21 protein-coding genes and 1 pseudogene are annotated in these 23,926 nt (G+C 37.1%); 9 read left to right on the forward strand and 13 right to left on the reverse strand.

Annotated features, from left to right (window positions below):
* Positions 1-232: 232 nt before the first annotated feature.
* The 6 genes from ACYPZI_RS05925 to ACYPZI_RS05950 form a co-directional block, all read right to left on the reverse strand.
* Positions 233-2,182 (reverse strand): sialate O-acetylesterase, encoded by a 1,950-nt coding sequence (locus tag ACYPZI_RS05925; protein WP_459599594.1) that lies wholly within the window; start codon positions 2,180-2,182, stop codon positions 233-235.
* A 153-nt stretch (positions 2,183-2,335) separates the two neighbouring features.
* Entirely contained in the window at positions 2,336-3,661 is a 1,326-nt protein-coding gene (locus tag ACYPZI_RS05930; RefSeq protein WP_459599596.1) for a DUF5125 domain-containing protein, read from the reverse strand.
* An 11-nt stretch (positions 3,662-3,672) separates the two neighbouring features.
* Positions 3,673-5,178: a glycoside hydrolase family 30 protein gene (locus tag ACYPZI_RS05935; protein WP_459599598.1), complete on the reverse strand. Its 1,506-nt coding sequence runs from the start codon at positions 5,176-5,178 to the stop codon at positions 3,673-3,675.
* Between the two features lie 17 nt (positions 5,179-5,195).
* Positions 5,196-6,713 (reverse strand): RagB/SusD family nutrient uptake outer membrane protein, encoded by a 1,518-nt coding sequence (locus ACYPZI_RS05940; RefSeq protein ID WP_459599600.1) that lies wholly within the window; start codon positions 6,711-6,713, stop codon positions 5,196-5,198.
* A 20-nt stretch (positions 6,714-6,733) separates the two neighbouring features.
* Entirely contained in the window at positions 6,734-9,721 is a 2,988-nt protein-coding gene (locus ACYPZI_RS05945; RefSeq protein ID WP_459599602.1) for a SusC/RagA family TonB-linked outer membrane protein, read from the reverse strand.
* A gap of 353 nt (positions 9,722-10,074) precedes the next feature.
* Positions 10,075-11,694, reverse strand: a complete 1,620-nt coding sequence (locus ACYPZI_RS05950) for a DUF6377 domain-containing protein (protein WP_459599604.1) — start codon at positions 11,692-11,694, stop codon at positions 10,075-10,077.
* 278 nt (positions 11,695-11,972) lie between these two features.
* On the opposite strand from ACYPZI_RS05950, the gene ACYPZI_RS05955 reads away from it, so the two are divergent.
* From ACYPZI_RS05955 to ACYPZI_RS05965, 3 genes are all read left to right on the forward strand, one after another.
* The gene (locus ACYPZI_RS05955; protein WP_459599606.1) at positions 11,973-12,335 is read left to right on the forward strand and encodes a hypothetical protein; all 363 of its coding nucleotides are present in this window, start codon (positions 11,973-11,975) and stop codon (positions 12,333-12,335) included.
* A gap of 141 nt (positions 12,336-12,476) precedes the next feature.
* Positions 12,477-12,941 carry an IS630 family transposase gene (locus ACYPZI_RS05960; RefSeq protein WP_459599729.1) on the forward strand — a complete coding sequence of 155 codons (465 nt, stop codon included), beginning with the start codon at positions 12,477-12,479 and terminating at the stop codon, positions 12,939-12,941.
* 217 nt (positions 12,942-13,158) lie between these two features.
* Positions 13,159-14,010, forward strand: coding sequence for a hypothetical protein (locus ACYPZI_RS05965; protein WP_459599608.1), 852 nt, complete (start codon positions 13,159-13,161; stop codon positions 14,008-14,010).
* Between the two features lie 16 nt (positions 14,011-14,026).
* On the opposite strand, the gene purN is transcribed toward ACYPZI_RS05965, so the two are convergent.
* Positions 14,027-14,599, reverse strand: a complete 573-nt coding sequence (gene purN / locus ACYPZI_RS05970) for a phosphoribosylglycinamide formyltransferase (RefSeq protein ID WP_459599610.1) — start codon at positions 14,597-14,599, stop codon at positions 14,027-14,029.
* Positions 14,600-14,754: 155 nt separating this feature from the next.
* On the opposite strand from purN, the gene ACYPZI_RS05975 reads away from it, so the two are divergent.
* From ACYPZI_RS05975 to rnc, 3 genes are read left to right on the forward strand one after another with little or no spacing between them, the layout of a single operon-like run.
* Positions 14,755-14,991 carry an acyl carrier protein gene (locus ACYPZI_RS05975; protein ID WP_459599612.1) on the forward strand — a complete coding sequence of 79 codons (237 nt, stop codon included), beginning with the start codon at positions 14,755-14,757 and terminating at the stop codon, positions 14,989-14,991.
* A 21-nt stretch (positions 14,992-15,012) separates the two neighbouring features.
* Entirely contained in the window at positions 15,013-16,272 is a 1,260-nt protein-coding gene (gene fabF, locus ACYPZI_RS05980) for a beta-ketoacyl-ACP synthase II (protein WP_459599614.1), read from the forward strand.
* 7 nt (positions 16,273-16,279) lie between these two features.
* Complete coding sequence (gene rnc, locus ACYPZI_RS05985; protein WP_459599616.1) at positions 16,280-17,113, forward strand: ribonuclease III; 834 nt, start codon at positions 16,280-16,282, stop codon at positions 17,111-17,113.
* Positions 17,114-17,195: 82 nt separating this feature from the next.
* On the opposite strand, the pseudogene ACYPZI_RS05990 reads toward rnc, so the two are convergent.
* The 5 genes and pseudogenes from ACYPZI_RS05990 to ACYPZI_RS06010 all read right to left on the reverse strand — a co-directional run bounded on the left by ACYPZI_RS05990 (position 17,196) and on the right by ACYPZI_RS06010 (position 20,557).
* Positions 17,196-17,878, reverse strand: a pseudogene (locus ACYPZI_RS05990) (zinc metallopeptidase).
* A 148-nt stretch (positions 17,879-18,026) separates the two neighbouring features.
* Entirely contained in the window at positions 18,027-18,452 is a 426-nt protein-coding gene (locus ACYPZI_RS05995) for a hypothetical protein (protein ID WP_459599618.1), read from the reverse strand.
* A gap of 12 nt (positions 18,453-18,464) precedes the next feature.
* Positions 18,465-18,710 (reverse strand): hypothetical protein, encoded by a 246-nt coding sequence (locus tag ACYPZI_RS06000; RefSeq protein WP_459599619.1) that lies wholly within the window; start codon positions 18,708-18,710, stop codon positions 18,465-18,467.
* Between the two features lie 72 nt (positions 18,711-18,782).
* Positions 18,783-20,048 carry an adenylosuccinate synthase gene (locus tag ACYPZI_RS06005; RefSeq protein WP_459599621.1) on the reverse strand — a complete coding sequence of 422 codons (1,266 nt, stop codon included), beginning with the start codon at positions 20,046-20,048 and terminating at the stop codon, positions 18,783-18,785.
* Entirely contained in the window at positions 20,045-20,557 is a 513-nt protein-coding gene (locus ACYPZI_RS06010) for a Fur family transcriptional regulator (RefSeq protein ID WP_459599623.1), read from the reverse strand. The genes ACYPZI_RS06005 and ACYPZI_RS06010 overlap by 4 nt, the downstream gene beginning before the upstream one ends.
* A gap of 341 nt (positions 20,558-20,898) precedes the next feature.
* On the opposite strand from ACYPZI_RS06010, the gene ACYPZI_RS06015 reads away from it, so the two are divergent.
* The 3 genes from ACYPZI_RS06015 (at position 20,899) to ACYPZI_RS06025 (ending at position 22,602) form a co-directional block, all read left to right on the forward strand.
* Entirely contained in the window at positions 20,899-21,501 is a 603-nt protein-coding gene (locus ACYPZI_RS06015; RefSeq protein WP_459599625.1) for a DUF4290 domain-containing protein, read from the forward strand.
* 3 nt (positions 21,502-21,504) lie between these two features.
* Positions 21,505-22,023: a ribosome maturation factor RimM gene (gene rimM / locus ACYPZI_RS06020; RefSeq protein WP_459599627.1), complete on the forward strand. Its 519-nt coding sequence runs from the start codon at positions 21,505-21,507 to the stop codon at positions 22,021-22,023.
* A gap of 174 nt (positions 22,024-22,197) precedes the next feature.
* Positions 22,198-22,602 (forward strand): DUF1573 domain-containing protein, encoded by a 405-nt coding sequence (locus ACYPZI_RS06025; RefSeq protein ID WP_459599629.1) that lies wholly within the window; start codon positions 22,198-22,200, stop codon positions 22,600-22,602.
* An 82-nt stretch (positions 22,603-22,684) separates the two neighbouring features.
* Here the strand turns inward: ACYPZI_RS06025 and ACYPZI_RS06030 are convergent, their stop codons facing one another.
* A complete protein-coding gene (locus tag ACYPZI_RS06030) occupies positions 22,685-23,620 on the reverse strand; it encodes a tetratricopeptide repeat protein (protein ID WP_459599631.1) in 936 nt (311 codons plus the stop codon).
* Between the last annotated feature and the right edge of the window lie 306 nt (positions 23,621-23,926).

The raw sequence follows: 23,926 nt of genomic DNA on the forward strand, positions 1-23,926 counted from the left end.
ACCCAATAGTGATGAGGATTTTATACTTGAATGAAAATTTCAAAGAACTTTAGTTATCGCTTTTCAATCGACTTATAGTCGACACTCACGCGAATTTTATTCGCAATCAAACCTATGGATTGGAAATCCATAGTGGTTTATTTTGCGCGGAAACTATAGATAACCCTGCGATAAAGAGTAATGTTGCTATTTTTAGTATTTTAGTCATATGTGTATATATTAAATAAGTGTATTATTTGTTTTCATGTATCTCCCAATCATCCGTTCTGAAAGGTTCGGCTGGTAATCCGCCACTATTAAACAGATTAACATCAGGATTATTCGACCATGAATAACGTATGGCAACAGGATTGGAAATCTCCCTGGATGAAACGACAACCTTATCTCCGTCCAAATATGCTTGCGCCCATTTAAACTTTTGATCCGGCCCTGCTAAAGCAAACCCTTCGATATAACCATATTTATTATTTACGACTAAGCCCTGCGCAACATTATGATATTCAATATTTACTTTATTCCCAATAATATTCATTGATTTGAAAGTTGGCCCGGAGCATATTATGCTATCCATACCGTAAGTCTTATTCAGTGCGATTAAAGCCAGGCGTAGTCCCACATCTTGTTTATTTCTCGGATGAATATCATCCGCATCACCTATATCAGTTGTAATAATCTGGCCTGTTTCAGGTAAGGATAAAGTCTGGGTCTGAGCCTCTCGCAGGCTAGCCCATTCACTCTTTTGCGGCACTTTATCTTTACTCATATAGTTTGCCAACTGTACCCAGTAAAAAGGAAACTGATATCCCCACTTCGATCGCCAATCGTTAATCATAGCCGGAAACAGGATACGATAATTAAAAGCTTGAGATACATTGCTTTCCCCCTGATACCAGATAGCGCCTTTGATTGGGAACTGAATAACCGGATTTATCATTGCATTGTATAATAAAGCATAACGCATGTTGGGAGAAATATTAATATAATTGAATTCCGCGTTTGTAACGGCGACCTTATACGACCACTCTCCTGATAAGGAATATTTTCCATCCGCCGTCTTTAGGTATAGGTTATCCGGATTTCCATAAATTCCTCCTCCACCCGAATGGTCGGAAACTTTTATCACAATTACGTTTTGCCCGGCTTTTAGTATCCCCCGGGGAATATTATATAACCGGTTTGTTGCATAGCCCTGAGTTTCTCCAACCTTTACTCCATTTATCCATACGACATCATCATCGTCAATGGTTCCCAACTGTATAGCTGCGGCTTTCCCTTCTTCATTTCCGGGTAAGGTGAAATTATATCTGAACCATACAACCCCGTCAATATCCCCCAATACGTTCTCCCAAGCCTGGGGTATTTGCATTTTGTTCCAAGAAAAAATATCTGTCGAAGGGGTAAACCATTTATTAACTGTGCCGGGATCGTTATTTATTGCCTCAAGATATAAAGCTTTATTCACTTCATTATCTTTAACAAACTGATCTAAGTTTGTGATTTTTATATTTTTGTATTTATCTTGAATTTGCTCCGGAAGCTTTCGGTAGGCATCAGCGCTTATCCAGGATTCAATCTCTGTTCCTCCCCAGGAAGAATTGATTATTCCGATAGGTATATTTAGTTCTTTATTTAATTTCCGAGCAAAGAAATATCCTACCGCAGAATAGCTTGCTACGGTCTGGGATGAGCAAACAGTCCAGGTTCCGTTAAAGTCACTTTCCGGTTCGGTATTCATATTTCTGGCTACATTAAAGGCCCTTATTTGAGGATATCCGGCATTCTTTATCTCTTCTTCGTCATTATATACCGAACTCCAACCGTGAACAGGCATTTCCATATTAGACTGACCTGAACAAAACCAGACGTCTCCAATCAATATATTCCGTAAAGAAATACTATTATCCTTTCCTTTTATTTTCAGAATATAAGGCCCCCCGAAAGAAACCTGATCTAAAAATAAAGACCAGTTTCCGTACTTATCGGCTTTTACTTTCTTTATCTGATTAATAAAGCTGATCTCAACCGTTTCGTTTTTATCAGCCCATCCCCATAATTTTATGGGTTTATCTCTTTGTAAGACCATATTGTCTGAAAAGACATGAGGTAATTTGACGGTTGCCTGTAAACTCACTGAGGCTAAATAAATGCAACTTATTAGTATGGTCTTTATATTCACTTTCATCGCAGGTTTAATAGATTATTGGTTTAATAATATTCTTTTTTTATAACAGAGTCCCGAGCTATCAAAAAATAGAGGGCAAACAATCAATTTTGCCACCCTCTATACTTTTATGATATCTGATCCTTGAGTAACCTATTCGGTTATCAGATCTAATTATCTTTCCTCAACAGTTAATACTGCTTTGTCAATACCTGCTGATACGTCTATAACAAACACATAGGTTTTTTCTTCCGTTAATGCTTTGTCGGCAGCAAGAGCGATGTTTCCTTTGTCTACACCATTTACGTCCTGTCCCAGTCCAATACGGACAAGATCACTGTTTACAGTAAGTGTTTCGGGACCAAATGAGGGACTCCAATCCTTTGCAAGGAAGAATACAAAATTGATACTGTTTACCGTGATGGTTTTTCCTGCGACAAAGCTTATCCGGTATTTCCCATTTCCCATAGGAGCCATACAAATTGCTTTAGCAGGATCCCAGCCTGAATTTGCAAAAGACGGTTTACCCTGGCTGTCGCCGATAATCCATATTGTACCTGTTCCACCGGCATCAAGGCCAGCCAGATCATTACCCGACATAACTTCCACTTTAAGATATTTGAGATTAAAATCCGCACTTATACGGTATTTGCCTGAGATAGGATTAAATACAAGTTTATCTCCATCTGTACTGAAAAAGTCTGTATCTATCCACCATTCTTCGAACCCGTCAATACCATCGACCTTTATTTCTTGTCCTTGTGTCAACGACAGGTCTATCTTAAAGTTATCATTATCTATCCGTTCCATTACAGTCCCGTTTATTGCATATGCTATTATAAACGGTGATGCCGAATAATCGAATGTATTGAATGAGATAGTGTATTCGCCGGAAGTAAGATTTGAAAATGTAATATCGTTTGTAGAGCCTTGTGAAATAGCATTATCTTCCCAGCCAAAAGTCATCTCATTCCCAATTGATGTAACAGTCGGGCTTTTGATATATCCCTTTATTTTTTGAGGAAGTGTTTCGGTCAGTTCGTAACTATATCCGCTTGTATGTTCCATTCTATACTCCTTATCAGCAGTTACAAATATTAAGTAAGGATATACGGGACGCGTTACGGGAAGGTCGTATGTTTTACTGTTTACAGTAAAATTAATATTTTGTAAAATAAACTCCAGCTTAAGAGTTCCATTCGGTATATCTTTAAGAAACGGGATATAAACCTTACCGTTGTATTCACCTTCTGTCTTAGTCCTGAGGACAACTTCTGATACCATTTCCTCGCCATAATATACTCTGGCTTTTAGTGTGGAAAGAGGTACCTCGTCAGAAACATTAATTTTGAAAGGCAGGCTATCGCCAAACATGGCGCTGCTAAACTCCGATTTAATATCCATAACCGGATTTCCTGGATTTTTTTCATCATCATCTGAACACGAAGTCCATAATATGGTTGAGAATAATGATAATAAGATATATTTAGATAATTTCATAATCTATAGATTTATTTATTAGACCATCGGTAAGAAACAACTGCTTTTGCGGGTACTTCATGCACAAAACTCCTTACCCCATCGTACAGGTTTATCCTTTTAGAGGTAGCAGACTTGTTTAGTATAATAAAAGCATAGCTGTCATCTGGATTTTTAAATGCTGAATAAATTAATTCACTGTCGGTATAACCCGATGTGCCGATACGAACAGCGCCATATTTCACAACAGAAGATAAATGCCCTACAATAAAGTAATGAGAATTGCGTGTAATGGATTTATAATCGGATTTGTTAATATCCACAGCTCCATAGCACACATCACATCCTCCGGGACGGAAAGGTCCTCTTTCTGAATCTAACATCAGATTCCATACTATGACGCCTTTACACCAGTTATTTACTGTCCCTAGCGCTATTTCTTCCATATCTTCGATCAATCGTTTTTCGAAATTACGGCCATCATTCCATGTCCCTATGGAAGTTTCCGTAAACACAAGTTCTTTCTCCGGGTTTGCATTGTGGATCGTCAGCAGTTCTGCCTTATCGCCACCATAGTTATGGTATGCAGCTCCGGCAACGTATTTTGCTGTTTCTGCATCTTTATATATTTTCAACGGATATTGCCCCTGATCTTTAGTGTCCTCCTTATTGCTATCATAGTCGTAGTTATGATCATACAAATAGATTTTTGTAGTCAGACCCGCTTCTTTAAATTTAGGACCTAGAGCATCTCTCACAAATATATTCTGTTCTTCACAACCCATAAACATCGACGCCGAGTTCCCTCTGTTCAGAGGTTCATTCTGAGGAGTAATAGAATATATATTAATGCCGTTGGCTTTCATCGCTTCAATCCACCGGACAAAGTATGCAGCATAATCCTGATAGTATACAGGGTTTAGTTGTCCGCTTGTCCACGATTCGTAAGGTTTTAATTCTTTTAAATTATTAACCTTCATCCATAATGGCGGAGTCCATGGAGACCCCATTATTCTCAGATTAGGGTTGATTGCCAGAATCTCTTTCAAGGCAGGAATTACATATTTGAGCTCCTCATCCTGCAAAGCAAAGTTTTCAATGCCTTTTTTGTCGCAGCAAGTATATTCGCTAAGAGAAAAGTCAGAACAACCGATAGAGATTCTTACGTAATTCTGCCCCATACCTTCCGATTCGGAGAAAGTTTCTTTCAGGAACTTACTTCTGTCTTCCTGCGACATCTTAAGCAGATTATAGGCTGTCGAGCCGGTAATAGCAGCCCCAAAGCCGTCCATCGATTGGAACTGCTCCGCAGGATTAAGCGTTATCGTAAGAGGTGACATATTGTCAGCAGTACTGCTAAAGGCTATTTCCTGTTTTGCAAACTCTGCAGACCGTGTGCCGGTAGTAACATAAGCCGTTACAGTATCTCGATTTATATTATCACCTTTCTCATCCGTCTTTTTATCTCTATCACTACTGCACGAGATTAAGGACACAGTTAATAATATTAATGCCGGTATATTTTTAAATTTATTCATGTTTCCTGTTTAATATTTTAGTATCCTTCGTTTTGAACAATATTCGGGTTATTATCAATCACCGACAGCGGTATAGGTAATCTGTAAGATGCCTGGGAGAAGTTCCATTTAACAGGAACCCTTCCGCTATCCTTTGCATATACGGCATTCATTACTTTTTCGACCAAATCCAGCCGAACCAACTCGAACCAGCGTTCTCCTTCAAAAGCCAACTCCATCCGGCGCTCTTTCATCAGCGCATCAAAAAGGCTTTCCTTATTTGCTTTAATATTAGCCGGCAAACCCTGTAATCCGGCCCTCGATCTTATTCTGTCTATTATGCTCGCAGCAGCATTAAGATCGGGAGAAGATTTCATTAACAATGCTTCAGCTTTGAGTAACATGAGTTCCGCGTAACGTAAGTAAATAATACTGCTTTGCGATGAGCGGCATTTATACATAAATGGATAATTATCATTCGGATAATAAAGTGACCATCCACATTCGTAATAAACGATAGATTCCTCGTAACGCTTTGTATCCCCCTCTGTTTCATACAGTTTTATAAGGTCTCGTGATGGAGTCACCCATTTGTTCCAAGAGAAGTTAGCATCCCAATTCAACAAATCGCGGCCAAACATCATATAACACCAGTTGCCATTGCCTGCCACAAAATGAGCTTCGAGTATAGACTCTTTGGTATTACGCGCTTTAATGTCTGTTACTTTGTCATTCATACCGAAAAGCAGTGTAAAATCGTCAACTAGGTCTACGCCATCGGCTGCCACCTCGTCACAATATTTTACAACCTTATCATAGTCTCTTATCGGCTTCTCGGCATAAACTTTAGCCAGCAGTGCGCGGGCTACAGTTTTGCTCATCAATGTTTTGTCTGAAGGATTAATGTCGGGAGCATGCTGGATAGCAAACAGCAGGTCTGATTCCAACTGCTTATATACATCTATTTCCGGTGTTTGGGAAGGAAAATAGAGCGGATATATTTCATCGAAGTTTTCACTTGTAATATTGGGAGCAATCACTGTTACCAATGGTATATTCCCCCAAAGGCGCGCCATATCAAATAAAATTAACGACCGGAATATCATCCCTTGTGCCTGGTATCTTTTTATTTCGGTATCACTTAATGAGTTATCGGCCACACTGTCGGCGTATATAATCAGTTTGTTTGCCATCCCGACCTGACTCAGATAACGATTCCAATCCCTTTCCAATACAGTGTTTGTCCCATCAATGGAATTGTCTTCGAAAGGTCCTACCTCAGCATTGAATGCACCGGCATAAGCATTATCGGCATGGCTTTCGGCTATTAGTGTCGCATCGATGTACCAATCTTGATTCCTAAGCTCCGTGTATAGGACCTGCAATTGAGTTTCTACTGCTGCTTTGTCCTTGAATACCACTTCCTGTCCATCTTCGCTATATCCCTCCGTTACATCCGAATAGTCTGATATAGGATCATAGTCGAGGGAGCATGATACGGTTGCAAAAATCAGGATTACACCCAATACAGACCTTACTATATTTTTAAGTTTCATATTGCTTTTAATTTATTTTGTTAAAATTCTAAATTAACACCAAATACATACGATTTGCTATGAGGGTAAGTGCCCCAGTCTATGCCTTGCACAGCTCCACTGTTTCCCCATTGGTTCACTTCGGGGTCCATCCCTGAGTAATTTGTCCAAGTCAGCAGGTTGTTAGCCGTAAAGTAAGGTTGTAAACGACTGATACCTATCTTTTTTAAAAATTTATTTTTTACATTGTACGACAGCGAAAGACTCTTCACTCGCAGATAGCTTCCGTCTTCGACGAAGTAAGTAGAGTTCTTCATAACAAATCTGGCTTTAGGCATATTGGTTATCTGTCCCGGAATTTTCCATCTATTAAGCACAGCTGTTGTCTGATTCTTATCATCATACATACCCTCGGTCTCCATACGGGATGCATTGAATATATCATTGCCATACGATCCTTGCAGAAAAACACTCAGGTTAATATTTTTCCAAGAAAAAGTATTTGTCAAGCCAAAAGTAAAATCAGGATTCGAATCACCAATAAAGGTTTGATCACCATCATTTCCATTTAGTCCATTTTTATCCAAATCACGGTATATAAGTTCTCCGGTTTCAGGATCTACTCCATCGCTTATGAAGCCAAAAAAACTACCTAATGGTCTGCCGGGTTGATTGCGTACAACTGTGGCATTTACAACGTCATTGGTCCGCCCATCTACATAGATTAATGTATGCGTCAACTTAGTCATTTTATTTTTGTTAAATGATATATTAAAATCGGTATCCCACGAGAACTTACCCTGTATATTCTTTGAACTTATGGCTACTTCAAAACCCTTATTCTTCATCTCGCCCTCGTTACGTTGGGTTGTTCCGATAGAACTTGCTCCGGTGCTGGGCATGGTTACGTTCATCAGCATATCGGTTGTTTTTTTATAATAGTAGTCCAGGGTGATATTCAATCTGTTTTTGAGTATGATAAAGTCAACTCCGACATTTGTTTGTGTTGTTGTTTCCCATTTCAGGTCGTTCGTTCTCAGATTGGCTTGAACAAGAGTTGGCACCGCATCTTGATTGCCCGCTTCAAACCACGGCAGACGCTGTATATTGTATCGTTGGAGATAAGCATAATCATGAATACCCGACTGGTTCCCTGTCTTACCCCAACCCGCACGAATTTTCAGGTCGTCTATCCATGTCAAGTTTTCCATGAATTTCTCGGAAGAGATTCTCCATGCAGCCGACATGGAAGGGAAAGTTCCCCAGCGGTTATCCGGATGTAATCGGGACGAACCATCCTGGCGTATATTTATAGTAAATAAATATTTACTGTCATAATTATATGCCGCACGGCCAAAGTATGACATGATACCCCATTCAGAACCGGCACTTCCGGTGTTGTTCCAGTCTATTTTATTAGCGGCATTCAGCGTCTGAATATTATCACCCGGCCGGAAGTTAGTTCCGTTGATCCAGCTATTCGTATATTTCGAATCGGTAAACGATGTACCAAGCATAACTTCAAGATTATGTTGCTTAAATTGCTTCTTGAATGTAGCTACATTATCGAATGTAAGTACGGTATTTTTGTTTCTCTCGTCCTTGCCTATACCAAAATGCTGACGTCCCCAGCTTGTAGCTACCGGATCGAGGAATGAGGTAGTTAATCCGTTTCTTCTGTCCATGCTGAATGTTGATTTAATGTTCAATTCGGGCATGAGTGTTATAAGTGCGCTACCCGAAAGGATAAGGCGGTCTTCACGCTGTTTATCGTTCTTGCTACGCGCCATATTTTCCAGAGGATGAGTTATGTTCGCACCATTAAAGTTATCGTAGTATTGGCCGGGATTCTTTGGATCCCATATAGGAGCATATGTAGGTGTATTGATCACCGAAAGCACAACCCCTCCGCGATTCGATCCCTGCCCGGTTATCAAGTCGTTCCTGCTTCTATCTGAGTAGGATGCGCTGGCTGTTATTTTCAGCCATTTACGTACATCGTTTTCAATATTTGCCCTGACATTGTAACGTTTATGAAATGCAGCATTTAGCGTTCCTTTCTCATCTAAGTAACCTGCGGACAGAAAGTATTTCAACCTCTCTGTTCCATCTGAGATAGAGACCTGATAATTTTGGGTCTGGCCGGTCTGGTATGCTTCGTCAAACCAGTTGGTTTGATCAGTTAATCCATCAGGAAGAATTTTTCCTAATTCCCTTTGCAGTTCAACATATTGGGTTGTATTTAGCACATCTATGTTGTTAATTACTTTGTTTAAACCATACTGAACATTCAGTGTTACTTTTGCTTCTCCTCTCTGACCACTTTTGGTGGTTATCAGTACGACTCCATTAGCGGCGCGTGAACCGTAGATTGCTGCCGCTGAAGCATCTTTCATTATCTGCATACTGGCAATGTCATTCGGCGCCAGAAAATCGATCTTATCTACAGGCACGCCATCCACAACATATAAAGGGTCATTGCTCCCTTTGAAAGAAGTTGTTCCACGTACCCGTATAGACAGTTCCCCACCTGGCGCTCCATTGGGTTGAATTACGGAGACACCCGCTACTTTGCCCTGAATGGCTTGTCCGGTAGAAACTATCGGCCGCTGATCTATATCTTTGGTGGATACTGTAGAAATAGCAGTTGTAACGTCCTTTCGTTTGGCTGTGCCATAACCAATTACAACTACTTCATCTAATAATTCGTCGGATTCATTTAATTTGATGTTAATATTACTAGAATTAGCGGTGATTTCTACAGATTGGTATCCCACATAAGAAACCATTAAAACAGTTCCTTGTTTTACATTCAGGCTAAAAGCGCCATCATTATCTGTTATTGTGCCATTACCCGGGGAATTTTTTGGAACAACTGAAACTCCGATAAGAGTCTCACCTGTTTTCGCATCTGTTATTGTTCCTTTTACAAAAATAGTTTCCTGACTATAGGCTGGAATAGTTAGTAATACTGTTAATAACAGCATACATAACTTGAAGATTAATTGCTTTCTGAAGAGATGCTTCATAAATACATGATATTAAATTTAAGAAATATGTTGACAGAATAATAACGCATATCAGTTTCTATAATTGAATCACTAATAGGGCATATTATTCAATTCTCAAATGTATCGCGTTCTTTATAAACTTTTTTACTGAGGTGTAAAAAGGTATTGACCTAAAAATGTAATAATTTGGTATACAGATATATATTATTTATATTTCTTCAAAAAAAGTATTAAGAATGTATTGAGAAACTGTTTAAATTTTATACGAATATTTTATTATAATACTATCTTCGTTCATTTTCAGCCTCTTTTTATCTGAAAATAGTTCTGAAAATAAGAACGAATAAAATTTAAACAGTTTCTGAGTATTCTTATTTATTTAGCTTAATTGATCCTATTTTTTTTACTATTTCTTCAAATTCATCCCGTGATCCGGCTGCTTTGTTTCTAACTTTGGTACGATAGTTATATACGGTTTGTAGAGAATATCGCAAGAAATTCGCTATTTTTATACTGTCTGTAATACCAAGCCGTATTAGTGCAAAAATTCTCAGTTCGGTATTTAGCAGCTCGCCAGGTTTAGGGTATATTTGCTCGTTAGGTATAAGTAAGGCGTTGAATTCCTCGATAAATGTAGGGTAAATATTAAGAAATACAGAATCGAAGTTATGGAATAATTCCTCCAGTTCTGTTTCAACTAATGTTCTTGACTTAATCATTTTCAAGAGTTCTTCCAGTTGGTTGTTTTTGGCCTTAGTATTTAAATTTTTTCTATAGATTTCTAATTTATCAATGTATTCCGAGCATTGATCAAAGAAACGGGCTATATACTCCTCTTTAACAAGATTGGCTTCTTCCAGGCTATTGTTTGTATCCTGTAAATCCTGATTGAGTTTTACAAGCTCGAGATTTGTCCTGTATAATTGCTTCCGGACTTGTAAGAGCTTTTTCATTTGTTTGTATATGAAAATTATTCCCAGAAGCAGAGCCAATGATAATACACTTATAAGAATCAGGTATGTTTTAAATTTTTCTTTTTGTATATTCTCTTTTTTTAAATACATCGAATTGATTATTGAATAAAACTCCGAACTTTCGATAGTCCGATATCTTACATTACAGAAAATAGCATCTTCTATTGCCGATTGAATGAAACGATATGCTTTATCTATATCATCCAGCTCGTAATAAGTCAATGCCAAGTTCTGGAAAGAAGCATTATCCTTTATACAATTTGTTATGTCAGATATAGCAGATATAGAGAAATATTTTTTTTGTAATTCCTGATTATTCTGCTTTTTGTATGCATAACCCAGAAAGTATGCAATCATAGCCCGGTTAGGGTCATCGTCAGTAGTTCTGTCTAATAACTCTTTAAAGAGTTCGGTTGCTTTTTCTTCCCTTAGATCATATAACTCTTTTATCGCATATTCCATCTGGTATTCCAAAGACTTAGGATCTAATACCAAAAGCAGGGAATCTCTATAGCCACTGCTCAGGCGATAGTATTTTTCTTCATTATTACTCAAGGCATAATGTGAGTAAAAAGAATCGTAAGCTCTGTAATATTCGGGAACCAAGTTTGATGGTATTTTTTCTTTTTTAATCTTATCCAAAATATTTTTAGCTTCAATATACATTCCTCTTGTTGAATATAGCCATGATAACTGGAGTTCTGTTTTGTACTGAAGTTCTGAACTCCCGATTTCTTTAGCAACCTCCCTATTCTTTAGTATATAGTGTACAGCGGAGTCTGTTTTAAACTTCTTATATTCTAAATAAAGTTCTTGATAAATGTCATATAATTGTATTAAAGACAGGTCCTGACGAGCTAAAAATTGTTTTAAGCCCAGTATTCGCAGTTCTTTCTCCTTGACATACAGCCCTTTTTTAGACATAACCTCATCCAATCGAGTCGTTATAGAATCTTTTGATCCGGCAAAAGATGAAATATAAAAAGTTAACAGGAAAAAAAATAAAATTTTTTTCATAGTAGTGCTCTTAAGTTGACTCTATTATATGGTTATTCTAATGGTAAAAGAATACTAATATAACTCGTGGTGCATTTAGGTGAATAAAAAGAAGTTGCTCATTATCAATTAAATAGTTATATTTAATTGTCTGACAAACGATTAAGCACATGAACAACTTCAGCGCAAATTACGAAAAAATATTGAAAACATTACAATTAAGTAATTTAAAATATTTATTGTCACATTATTATCTAAATGACTAATTTTATCTGTATTTATCTCATAATAAATATCTTATGAGATTCGTAAGATTATCGGAAGAAGAAAAGTCGGAACTGGAAAAATTATATAAGACCAATTCTAATTCAGTCATTCGTAATCGTTGTTTAAGTTTACTTTATTCTAATGAACAACGTTCTATCAAAGAAGTCAGCCAATTAGTTCGTATTTTCCGTCACAATCTGGAACGCCTGTTTGATTCATGGGAATCAGTGCAGGATAAGTATAAAACCCTATCCATATCTGCTGGTCGTGGCGCTAAAGTCAAACTTGCCCCAGTCAAAGATTTGCTTCCCGATTTGGTGAAAGAACACAGCCGAAATCTAAATCCAATCCTAAAAAACTTGAATCCAAACACAATATCCGAGTCTGTAAATTAACCTTACAGAATTTTTTAAAAGACCTTTGGATATAGCCGGAGAAGAGCCCGACAATCCTTAAAGCCTTTTCGTAATCAACAACTTTTTGACGAAAAATCCGATGAAATAGAGTCTCTTATAGATTTACACAAAACAGGGTTTATCGATTTATACTTTGGTGATGAATCTCATTTTGGTCTCACTCCAAATGTGCCTTACGCTTGGCAACACAAAGACAATCAAATACTTCTCCCTTGTCGAAAATCCATCCAATTAACTGTTTTTTGTTTACTGACAATAGATTCCAAGATAAAGTACCATATTCTCGAAGGTAATATGAAATCCAATGACCTGATAACCTATCTGGATAGCTTTTGCAAATATATTACCAAAAGAACTGTCATCGTATTGGACAATGCACCTATACACAGAAGCAAATTATTCAAATCCGAGATCAGAGAATGGCAGAAACAAGATCTATATATCTTTTTCTTGCCACCCTATTCTCCTGAACTTAATAAAATTGAAATACTTTGGAGATTTTTTAATCTGTCTATTTTCTTTAGTCAGAATAGTAATAGAATCTCCATCTGTTATTTTTACAACTTTACCTTTTATTGTTGCTGAGCCTAGAGAGATGGAAAACAATAATGAAAAAGTAAATAGGATGTATCTTATCATAAAACAAAAATACGAAAATAATATACCCTTTCAATACTTATAAGACTATAAAAGATTAAAAAGCATGCTAAATTTCTTAAGGGTAAATATCTTTCAGGAAAAATCTTGTATATTTGCTAATTATATAGCAACATAGGGGTATCGGATAATAAATTGAACACAAATGAATGTAAATAGATATATATTAATAATTCTTCTTATTCTTCCTGTCTTAGCTGTAGCACAAAAAATAGGAGAGAAAAGGTATCGGGTCACTACAGGAGATACAACTAAAATAGTAAGTCGCTTAAATACAGGATTAACCGGGCCTGAATTCGAGTTTCTATTTAGCGCCAAAGGAAAAGTAGTAGATTCTCTTTATAATGAAATTCAGCCGAATCTGACATCGCTTCAAGCGGTTAGGGAGGTAAATGATATATTGAAAGAAATAGAACGTGACCAGGCTATCCTCAAGGCCGGGAATACAAGTTTGAGTTATCGTTTGTCGACAGAATATATTACAGCTAATAAGAAGGAAAAGAGTGCCAGGGCATATGCTGATAGTCTCTTGCTGGAACAAAAAAGAATGTCTGAAAATGAACTGATCTCGAAATATCTGACGTATGGAGATAAACCTTCGTATTTCGTAAATGGCACACCCGTAAATCCGGAAATAGCCAATTTCCTTTTGCCGGGAGATGTAATAAGTCGGGATTTGAAAACAAATACACCTAATCCGAATGGTGAAATATGGCTTGTTTTGACAGAAAAGGCAGTAAACAGGCTAAAATTACCGGCCGGAGATATGTACGATTCGGATTATAATACACCGGCATATAATTTAAAAAACACGGATAACTCCAAAAAAGACCAGAATAAGGCGAAGCCTTCTCAACCGGTAATAAAGAATAATTCACAAGAAATTCCGCCTCAACCGAAAGTTGACACAGCTCCGGCTCAATCACAAGGTGAACGCAGAACAATTGTGCGGTCGAGGTCTATAAATAATGAGCCCGTGGAGGTGAAGAACAATTAAAGACCTTTGTTATACATTAGTCTTGTCCGGATAAAATATCCTCAATTATTATAGGAAAGTGCGTGTACTCAAGTGCATGCACTTTTTTTGCAACATCCTCAAATGTATCATTTGGCAAAACCGGACATTTTGCTTGAAATATGATGTCGCCTTCGTCATAGTTTTCATTTATATAATGAATAGTTATGCCCGACTCAGACTCTTTAGACTCGACCACAGCTTTATGCACTTTATCCCCGTACATCCCTTTTCCTCCAAATTTTGGCAGTAGAGCCGGATGGATATTGACTATTTTGTATGGAAAGGCTTTTAATAAATTGTCGGGGACTTTTAACAAAAAACCGGCCAAAACGATGAAGTCTATATTTTTTGATTTTAGGAAATTGACAACCTTATCGGTCGTATCAAAGTCATTTTTGGAAAAAGTGACAGCTTCTATTTCCAGCTTTTTTGCCCGTTCGAGCACAAAGGCATCTTTTTTGTTCGAAACTATAAGGGATATTTCTACCGTTTTACTGTTTTTGAAATGATTGGCAATATTTTCGGCGTTAGTACCTGATCCGGAAGCAAAAATGGCGATTTTATGCATAAACATTTTTTATATATAATGCACATAAATAAAAGTAATGTGCAATTTTTAACTATTTTATCCGCAAAATATTTGTTTCGTATGTATAAAAAACTGTTACTTTGCACCGACAAAATTAAAAAATAAAAATTTATTATTAATCAAAACTAAAAATTATGTCGGAAGTAGCATCAAAAGTGAAAGCAATAATCGTTGATAAGTTAGGCGTGGAAGAGTCTGAAGTTACTGAAACTGCTAGCTTTACAAATGATCTTGGAGCAGATTCACTTGACACAGTGGAATTAATCATGGAATTTGAAAAGGAATTCGGCATTTCTATTCCAGATGATCAAACTGAAAAAATCGCTACAGTAGGAGACGCTGTTTCTTACATTGAAGCAAATGCAAAATAATCTTTTTTCCAATATTTACTTATGGAATTAAAAAGAGTAGTAGTAACAGGTCTAGGCTCGGTAACTCCGCTAGGTAATAATGTCGCTGCAACATGGGACAATGCCTTAAAAGGAGTGAGTGGGGCTGGACCTATTACTCATTTCGATGCCTCTAAATTTAAAACACAATTTGCGTGTGAAGTAAAAGATTTCGATCCTTCAGTTCATTTGGACAGGAAAGAAATCCGCAAATGTGACAGATATACATTATTGGCTGTAGCTTCTTCGGAAGAGGCCATTGCAGATTCAAAGCTTGATTTTGAAAAAGAAAACTGCGACAGGATAGGAGTGATTATGTCGGCCGGTATAGGTGGCATCAAGACCTTTGAAGAAGAGGTCAGCTATTACTATACACACGAAGATATGGGCCCGAAATTCAATCCGTTCTTTATCCCTAAAATGATTTCGGATATAGCGGCAGGGATGATTTCCATCCGTCATGGATTGAGAGGTCCTAACTTTGGTACAGTATCGGCTTGTGCTTCATCTACACATAGCGCTATTATGGCTTTCGATCAGATTCGTCTGGGTAAGGCGGATATTATGGTAGCGGGAGGTGCGGAGGCAGCGATTACGCCGGCAGGTGTTGGAGGTTTCAATGCGATGACAGCTTTGTCTACACGAAACGATTCACCTCAAACCGCGTCTCGTCCGTTCAGTGCCAGTCGCGACGGATTCGTTATCGGAGAAGGTTCTGCTTGTCTTATATTCGAAGAGTTAGAGCATGCGTTGGCTCGTGGAGCTAAAATATATGCCGAAGTAGTCGGTGGTGGTATGTCGGCTGATGCCTATCACTTGACAGCATCCCATCCGGAAGGTTTAGGTGCAAAGCTTGTGATGAGAAATGCTTTGGAAGACGCGCATATGAACCCTACCGAGATGGATTATGTCAACGTACATGGAACGTCAACTCCGGTAGGAGATCCTTCTGAAATAAAGGCAATAAAAGAGGTCTTTGGCGAACATGCTTACAACTTGAATATTAGTTCAACCAAATCGATGACAGGGCACCTACTTGGTGCTGCCGGAGCTATGGAAGCTTTGTTCTGCGTATTGGCAGTACAAAATGACATTGTCCCTCCTACAATTAACTTTGAAGGTGATGAAGACCCGGAAATCGATTACAAGTTGAATCTTACATTCAATAAGGCTCAGAAGAGAACTGTTAATGTAGCACTATCTAACACATTTGGCTTCGGTGGACATAACGCTTGTATTATAGTGAAGAAGTTTAAGAAATAGAAACACTGTGCTTAGAAAAATATATCGAAGTATAAGGCTTCTTCCTAAAAGAGGGAAGGAGCCTTATGCATCTTTCCATGAAATATTAGGCTTTTATCCGTATAATATAACATTGTACAAACAGGCCTTTTTACACAAATCCTCTTCGATAAAACTGAAAGACGGCCGATGGATCAATAATGAACGTTTGGAGTTTCTTGGAGATGCCATTCTGGATGCCATAGTAGCTGATATTGTATTCAAACAGTTTGAGTATAAGAAAGAAGGCTTTTTGACGAACATGCGTTCTAAGATAGTACAGAGAGAAACTCTTAATAAACTGGCCTTGGACTTGGGTATTGACAAGTTCATAAAATCATCCACACGTAGCACAGCCCATAATACGCATATGTATGGCAATGCTTTAGAGGCGCTTATCGGGGCTATTTATCTTGACCAGGGATATCGTGTGGCTAAGAAATTTGTTTTTGAAAGATTGATACAAAGGCATCTGAATATAGATACCGTTGCCGAAATTGAGGCAAACTATAAATCCAGGCTAATAGAGTGGAGCCAGAAGCAAAAAATATCCGTCAGTTTCGACTTAATAGATAGTTATGTGGATGAAGACAACACCCCGATCTTCAAGACTGCAGTCATTATAATGGGGTTACAAGCCGGTTTAGGAACGGGTTATTCAAAAAAAGAATCTCAACAAAAAGCTGCAAAAGAAGCTTATAATAAACTACACCGTAATACCGGCTTCCGCACTCAGATATTTGACCTTCATGGGCAGCAACAACGGCTTCAAAGTGAAACTTACGTAAATATACCTGAAAATAAAGAAGAGGAACCCCAATAAGGGAATCCTCTTATCTATCTTGTCATAGCCCCCCTAAATAATCTTATAACGATTATTTAGAACTACCAGTCAGAATATAAAATTAATCTCTTCTGCCACTCATCGCTATCATTATATAGTAGATGAGTGTTGCTAATGATCCTATTGCAGCTATAACGTATGTATATGCAGCCCACTTCAAGGCATCTTTTGCCATACCATGATTACCGGTACCGGTTATTCCCGCAGTGTTCAGCCATGCTAAAGCTCTTTGGCTGGCATTTATTTCTACCGGCAAAGTAATGAAACTGAACAAGGTCGTTACAGCAAATAATGCGATACCGATCCATATAAGAGAAGGAAATGTATTGATCATAAATATTCCGGCAAGAATGACCCACATTACCCATTTAGAGGCAAAGCTGACAACAGGGACAAGGGTCGATCGCATTTTCAATGGTCCATATTCATGAGCATGCTGCACTGCATGTCCGCACTCATGTGCCGCGACAGCGGCAGCAGCAACGCTATTGCTTCCGTAAACTCCTTCACTCAGGTTCACTGTCTTATTAAGGGGATTGTAGTGGTCGGTCAGCATGCCACCGGTAGATATAATTTTGACATCATAGATACCATTGTCATGAAGCATCTTCTCGCCACATCGCGTCCGGTCATACCGCTATCCAAAGGTATTCTTGAGTATTTTTTGAACTTGCTTTGGAGTACCTGCGACACAATCATGCCTCCAACACCAATGACTATAAATAAAATCCAACCAATAAACATAATTATTTCATTTAAGTTAATACAGATAGATGAAACAAAAATAATGCCATTTAGGTTTTATTTAAATGATTATTCGCAAAAATACCCCTTCTTTGATTCGGCAAACTCAACTTTCAAACGCAACCAACTAAAATGATTATTGATAAAACTAAAAAATCGGAGTAACAAACCTCTTATTGCTATCATTATTCCATTGTACTTGATATGTTCGACCACTTATTTGGTCAAATAATAGGAAATTGTACATATTTTTCGTAGGATAAAGAGTAAATCTTCCGTTGATTTCATCTTTTTCTGTCCATACAAGAGAACGAGAATTTAATATTAGTTCACCTTCATAGTCATCGTTTGATATTGTAAAATGTATCTGCCACATTTTCCCATTTCGAGTATCTAATTTAATAAAAGTCCAATAGTTTTCCGTTGGAAATAATTTATAAATAGGTATTTCAAGTTGTAAAATACTATCATGTGCTTCTACGTTCTTATTCGACTTAATACTGTCTTGTTGTGCATGAGAGGGAGAAACAAGTAAAAAAAATAGTAGAATTAGTGTTAAGAATCGTATTCTCATTTCTTCATTGTGTTAGTATTCTGATATTTTGGATTCATCATATTCTATTGCACCCACACCCATAGCCAAACGAATAAGGTCTTTTTTGTCTTCGGGTTTAACATTTTTGCGAAGATTGCCTTGTAACACTTCTATTGGGGCATTCCACCAATCTTCCATTTCGATTTCTTCGGGATTACCGTAATGCATTATTAAATCACACAAACTGTGCCGATCATTCCCGATTTCATTTAATAATTTTTCAATGTTTGCTTTCATTTCTTTCTATATTTTATATGATTGAAAATCAAAAAATTGACCAATATACAGGTATAATTGCGGATAATCATTCTATTTTCTGATTATAGTTTGAGCCCTGTCTGGCCCTAATGAGACAATAGAGATAGGAATACCCAGCTCTTTTTCCAGGAATGCTATATAATCGCCAAACTCCTTCGGAAATTCCTTTTCTTCCTGCATTTTTGTCATATCTGTTTGCCAGCCTTTCATCTCCACATATACAGGCTTGATATTATCGTCTGCCTCGAAAGGGAAATCAGACACTTTTTCGCCATTTATTTCATACGATACACACGCCTTTATTGTTTCAAAAGAATCCAGTACATCACTCTTCATCATAATCAGTTGAGTAACGCCATCCACCATAATCGCATAACGCAAAGCTACAAGGTCAATCCATCCGCAGCGACGAGGCCGTCCTGTTACCGACCCAAATTCAAAGCCATATTCGCGGAGCTTTTTTCCCGTCTGGTCAAAAAGCTCTGTAGGAAACGGACCACTACCTACACGGGTACAATACGCTTTGAATATACCAAATACTTCACCTATTTTGCAAGGGGCGACTCCCAGTCCGGTACATGCTCCTGCCGCAATTGTATTCGAGGAGGTTACGAAAGGATAAGAACCGAAGTCTATATCGAGCATTGTTCCCTGAGCTCCTTCCGCGAGAATTTTTTTTTCTTGTTTTATGGCATTGTTTATATAGTGCTCACTATCGATAAAAGTGAACTCTTTCAGTTTAGCTACACCTGCAAACCATTCTTCCTCTATTCCGGCAAAAGCTGATGTATCGAATCCGTATTGGTTAAGTATTTTCAGATGTTTTTCTGTCGCTAATTTGTATTTTTCATCGAAGTTATGGAGAAGATCTCCTATGCGTAAGCCATTACGGCTAATTTTATCTGTATACGCAGGTCCTATGCCTTTGCCTGTAGTTCCTATCTTGGAATCGCCTTTTGATGCTTCATAACAGGCATCTAACAAACGATGGGTAGGAAGTATAAGGTGAGCTTTCTTTGATATAAGCAGTCGATCTCTCAACTTGTGTCCTGACAATTCTAATGCTTCTATTTCTCCTTTAAATAATGCCGGATCAAGAACAACGCCATTTCCTATGATGTTGATTTTGTCACCTTGAAAGATACCCGAAGGAACAGACCGGAGGACATATTTCTTACCTTCAAATTCGAGTGTGTGACCGGCATTAGGGCCACCTTGAAATCTGGCTACAATTTCGTATTTGGGGGTTAATACATCTACAATCTTACCTTTCCCTTCGTCGCCCCATTGCAACCCTAGCAATACATCTACTTTCATTTTTTCTTGTTAATTCGGATATTAGTATTTTCTGTTTTCTTTTTCTTTTTTTCTTCGGCAGCCTTTGCCCGGACGCACTTATTACAGATACCATATATATACATGCTGTAATAACTAACTCTGAAGCGCTGAAGTTTTCTTTGCTGTGTAGCTGTAAAAAGATTCGCGTTTTTATATTCTTTTACTTCTCCACAGCTCAAACAAATCAGATGGTCGTGATTTTCATTCCCATAAGCTCTTTCATATTGTGAGACATTGGCTCCAAACTGGTGTTTCACAACCAATGCGCAATCCAAAAGTAACTCTATCGTATTGTATAGCGTGGCTCTGCTAACCCTGAACCCTGATTCGGTCATGGAATTATAAAGTGATTCCATATCGAAATGCCCTTTCGTAGAATAAATATGTTCCAGAATAGCATATCTTTCAGGTGTCTTACGATGCTTGTGCAGACTTAAATATTCTGTAAACTCGTTTCTGACTTGTTCTTTTAATTTTGAATTATCCATTTATAAAAAATCGGAACGAATAAAATTTAAACAGGTTCTAAACAAAAATACATCTTTTTAAAGAAATAAGATATAGTATCGGGAAGAAAATGACCGTTTGTGTTTAAAAACTTTATAAATGAATGATTTCCTTTCAAAAAAGAATATTAATAAATATTCAGGTTAGTATCATAATTAATTTTATGCACATGATTTTAAGGATTCAAATGAAAAGTATATCTTTGCTTTTCGTTAGTATAGGATGCAGGCTGAATTATAAAACCACAGGCTCGAAACAGCACATTCTGGCATTTTGCTAACCCCGTATCAATAATTAAAAAATTCATAACTCTAAAATTTAGATGGAATATAACACCCAATTAAAAAAACTGGCTCTTCCCGAGTACGGGAGGAATATACAAAATATGGTAGACTATTGTCTTACAATATCGAACCGGAATGAACGCAAACGCTGTGCAAATACCATTATTACCATTATGGGGAACATGTTTCCGCATTTGCGCGATGTAAACGATTTCAAACATATATTGTGGGATCATCTGGCTATCATGTCCGATTTTAAACTTGACATTGATTATCCTTACGAAGTTCTCAAAAAAGAAGATTTATATTTAAAGCCCCAAAAAATAGAATATAGCCGCCCTGACATGGAGTATCGCCATTATGGTAAAACTCTCGAAAAAATGATCAAATTAGCGACTACCGTCGAAGATTCGAAAGAAAAGGAACAGTTTATTTTGCTTGTTGCCACTCATATGAAAAAATCATACATACAATGGAATAAGGAAGTGGACGACCAGAAAATATTCATCGACATGTATGAATTGTCGAAAGGCAAAATAGATATTCGCAACTCGGATATTAAACTGCCCGAAATGAAAGACCTGGGACAACGAAATAATAACAATAATACAGGTAAAAAGAATCAGCAAAAGAAAAAATAACGGATGATAAAAGAAAGCGAAGTGTTTAAAATCGGGAAGCTGACCAAACCTCACGGAATAAAAGGTGAAATAAGCTTCGCTTTCGAAAATGATGTATTCGACCGGGTAGACTGCCCTTATCTGATATGCGACATTGATGGCATATTAGTGCCTTTCTTCATCGAAGAATATCGTTTCAAAGGAAAAGAAACTGCCTTAATTCTGTTCGAAGATATTGACAATGAAGACAAAGCTCAGCGTTTGGCTGGTCTCGATATATATTTTCCCCGCAAATTCTATGAAGAAGAGGAGGAAAACGACATAGAGTATTCGTGGAATTTCTTTATCGGATTTTCAGTGATAGACAAAGTGCATGGAGCCCTCGGAAAGATTGAAGAGGTAGACGAAAAAACAATCAATACTCTTTTCCTTATCAAGAACGGCACGGAAGAACTAATCATTCCTGCTACAGAAGTCTTTATTGAAAAAATAGATGCAAAAAAGAAAATTATCTATTTAAATCTGCCCGAAGGTTTGATTTGATCTTACCATTTGAAATGAATTCTTCCAATTTTCGTTCATGTAAAAAGACTTAGAAAAATATAAAAAAACAATATATTTTAACAAGTAGTTATTTTTATTCTTACATTTGTACGCTAATTACTACAAGTTTAGCACAACAATATTTTTACGGACAAATTTTAGGTATTATAAAATATGAAAAAGATTGGTTTTATACTATTTGCTTTGGTTCTATCTGCTAATTTTATGCTAGCACAAACAACCACCGTTAATAAAAACGCCCCTAAAGCTGAATTTACAAAAGAAGTTCATGATTTTGGTAAAATAGAAGAAAGCGCCGGTACAGTAAGTACTGAGTTTACGTTCAAAAATGTAGGCAAAGCACCTTTAATTATTCAGCGTGTACAAGCCAGTTGTGGATGTACGACACCTGAATACACAAATGAACCCGTACTTCCGGGAAAGACAGGTACAATTAAAGTGACTTATTCAACAGTGGGACGTCCCGGTGTATTTAACAAGGATGTAACTATATTCACAAATGTACCCGATGCTATATATAAAGTAAATATTAAAGGGGAAGTAATCCGTAAAAAATAATTGATACGACGACAATCATAATAAAAGAGGATATATCATTGCGATATATCCTCTTTTATTATGATTAACTAATTGAAAATGATTAGTCTCGTTTCTTTGTCAGTAAGCGTAATCTTCTTATAGCATCATGAACCTTATACGTATCGCTATGATCGAGAGCCAAAACTCTTTCGTAATCATCAACAGCCTCTTCGTAATTCTTTTTCAACTCATAGATGTTTGCTCTCTGCCTATAAAGCCGGACAAATGAAGAATCGATATTCAGCCCTCTATTGCAATCATCTAAGGCCTTATCCAACTCTTTTTGCTTGATGTACAAACCAGCCCTATTCGAGTAAGCATTTATGTTTGTGGTATCCAGATCCAAGACTTTACTATAATCGCTCAACGCTTTAGACGAATCTTTCAACGCCAGATATACATTACCTCTATTATTATATATATCAGCCAGATAAGACGGTTGTTGTTTTACAGCTTTGTTGTAATCATTCAAGGCTTCCTGATACCTGTTTGATTTCTCGTAAATTATCCCTCGATTATAATAAGCATCGGCATAGTTGGTGTCGATCTTAATTGCACGTACATAATCCAATATGGCTAAACTGTCTTTATCCATTGTCTGGTAAATACAGCCTCTATTAAAATAACCTTTTGCATTAGCGGAATCTAAATTTATCGAGATATTACTATATTCCAACGCCTTAGTATAATTCTTTATATGTACAAATTCATTGCTGATGTAATTATTGGCATCTATAAGTAGCATATTTTTCTTACGAAGAGTAATAAGATCTTTATCATCTTCTATTAACCGGACAATAGTTTTAAACGCCCTGATTCGATCGACAGGGATATTTAAACTATCTTCCACACGATTCAATTGACGCCGATATGTTTCAATATGCTGATCCTGCTTCAATTCTTTGTCAAACAGGCCACATGATGCCAATAACGGGCAAAACAATATTGGCACAATAAGACAATACAGTAATGTACTGACATTGACATTTCTTATCATTCGCATAGTTGTTTAAGTCTTAAGACAAAGACAAAGATATAAAAAAATATTATAAAAAAAAGACACCTATCCATCTCAGATAAGTGTCTTTTGAATAGTATTTGTATGAAGTATCAATTATCAATTAGATTCTTTTAGAACCTGTTTAAATTTTATTCGTTCCGATTTTCAGAACTATTTTTAGAATGATTTTTTCTTTTCTGAAGCGCGAATAGCGGGCTATTCAAGCTGAAGAAAGGGAAAAATCAGATAAAAAGAGACTGAAAATGAACGAAAAAAGAGCTATAATAAAATGTTTTGGTAAAA

Source organism: Dysgonomonas reticulitermitis (genome assembly GCF_054601275.1).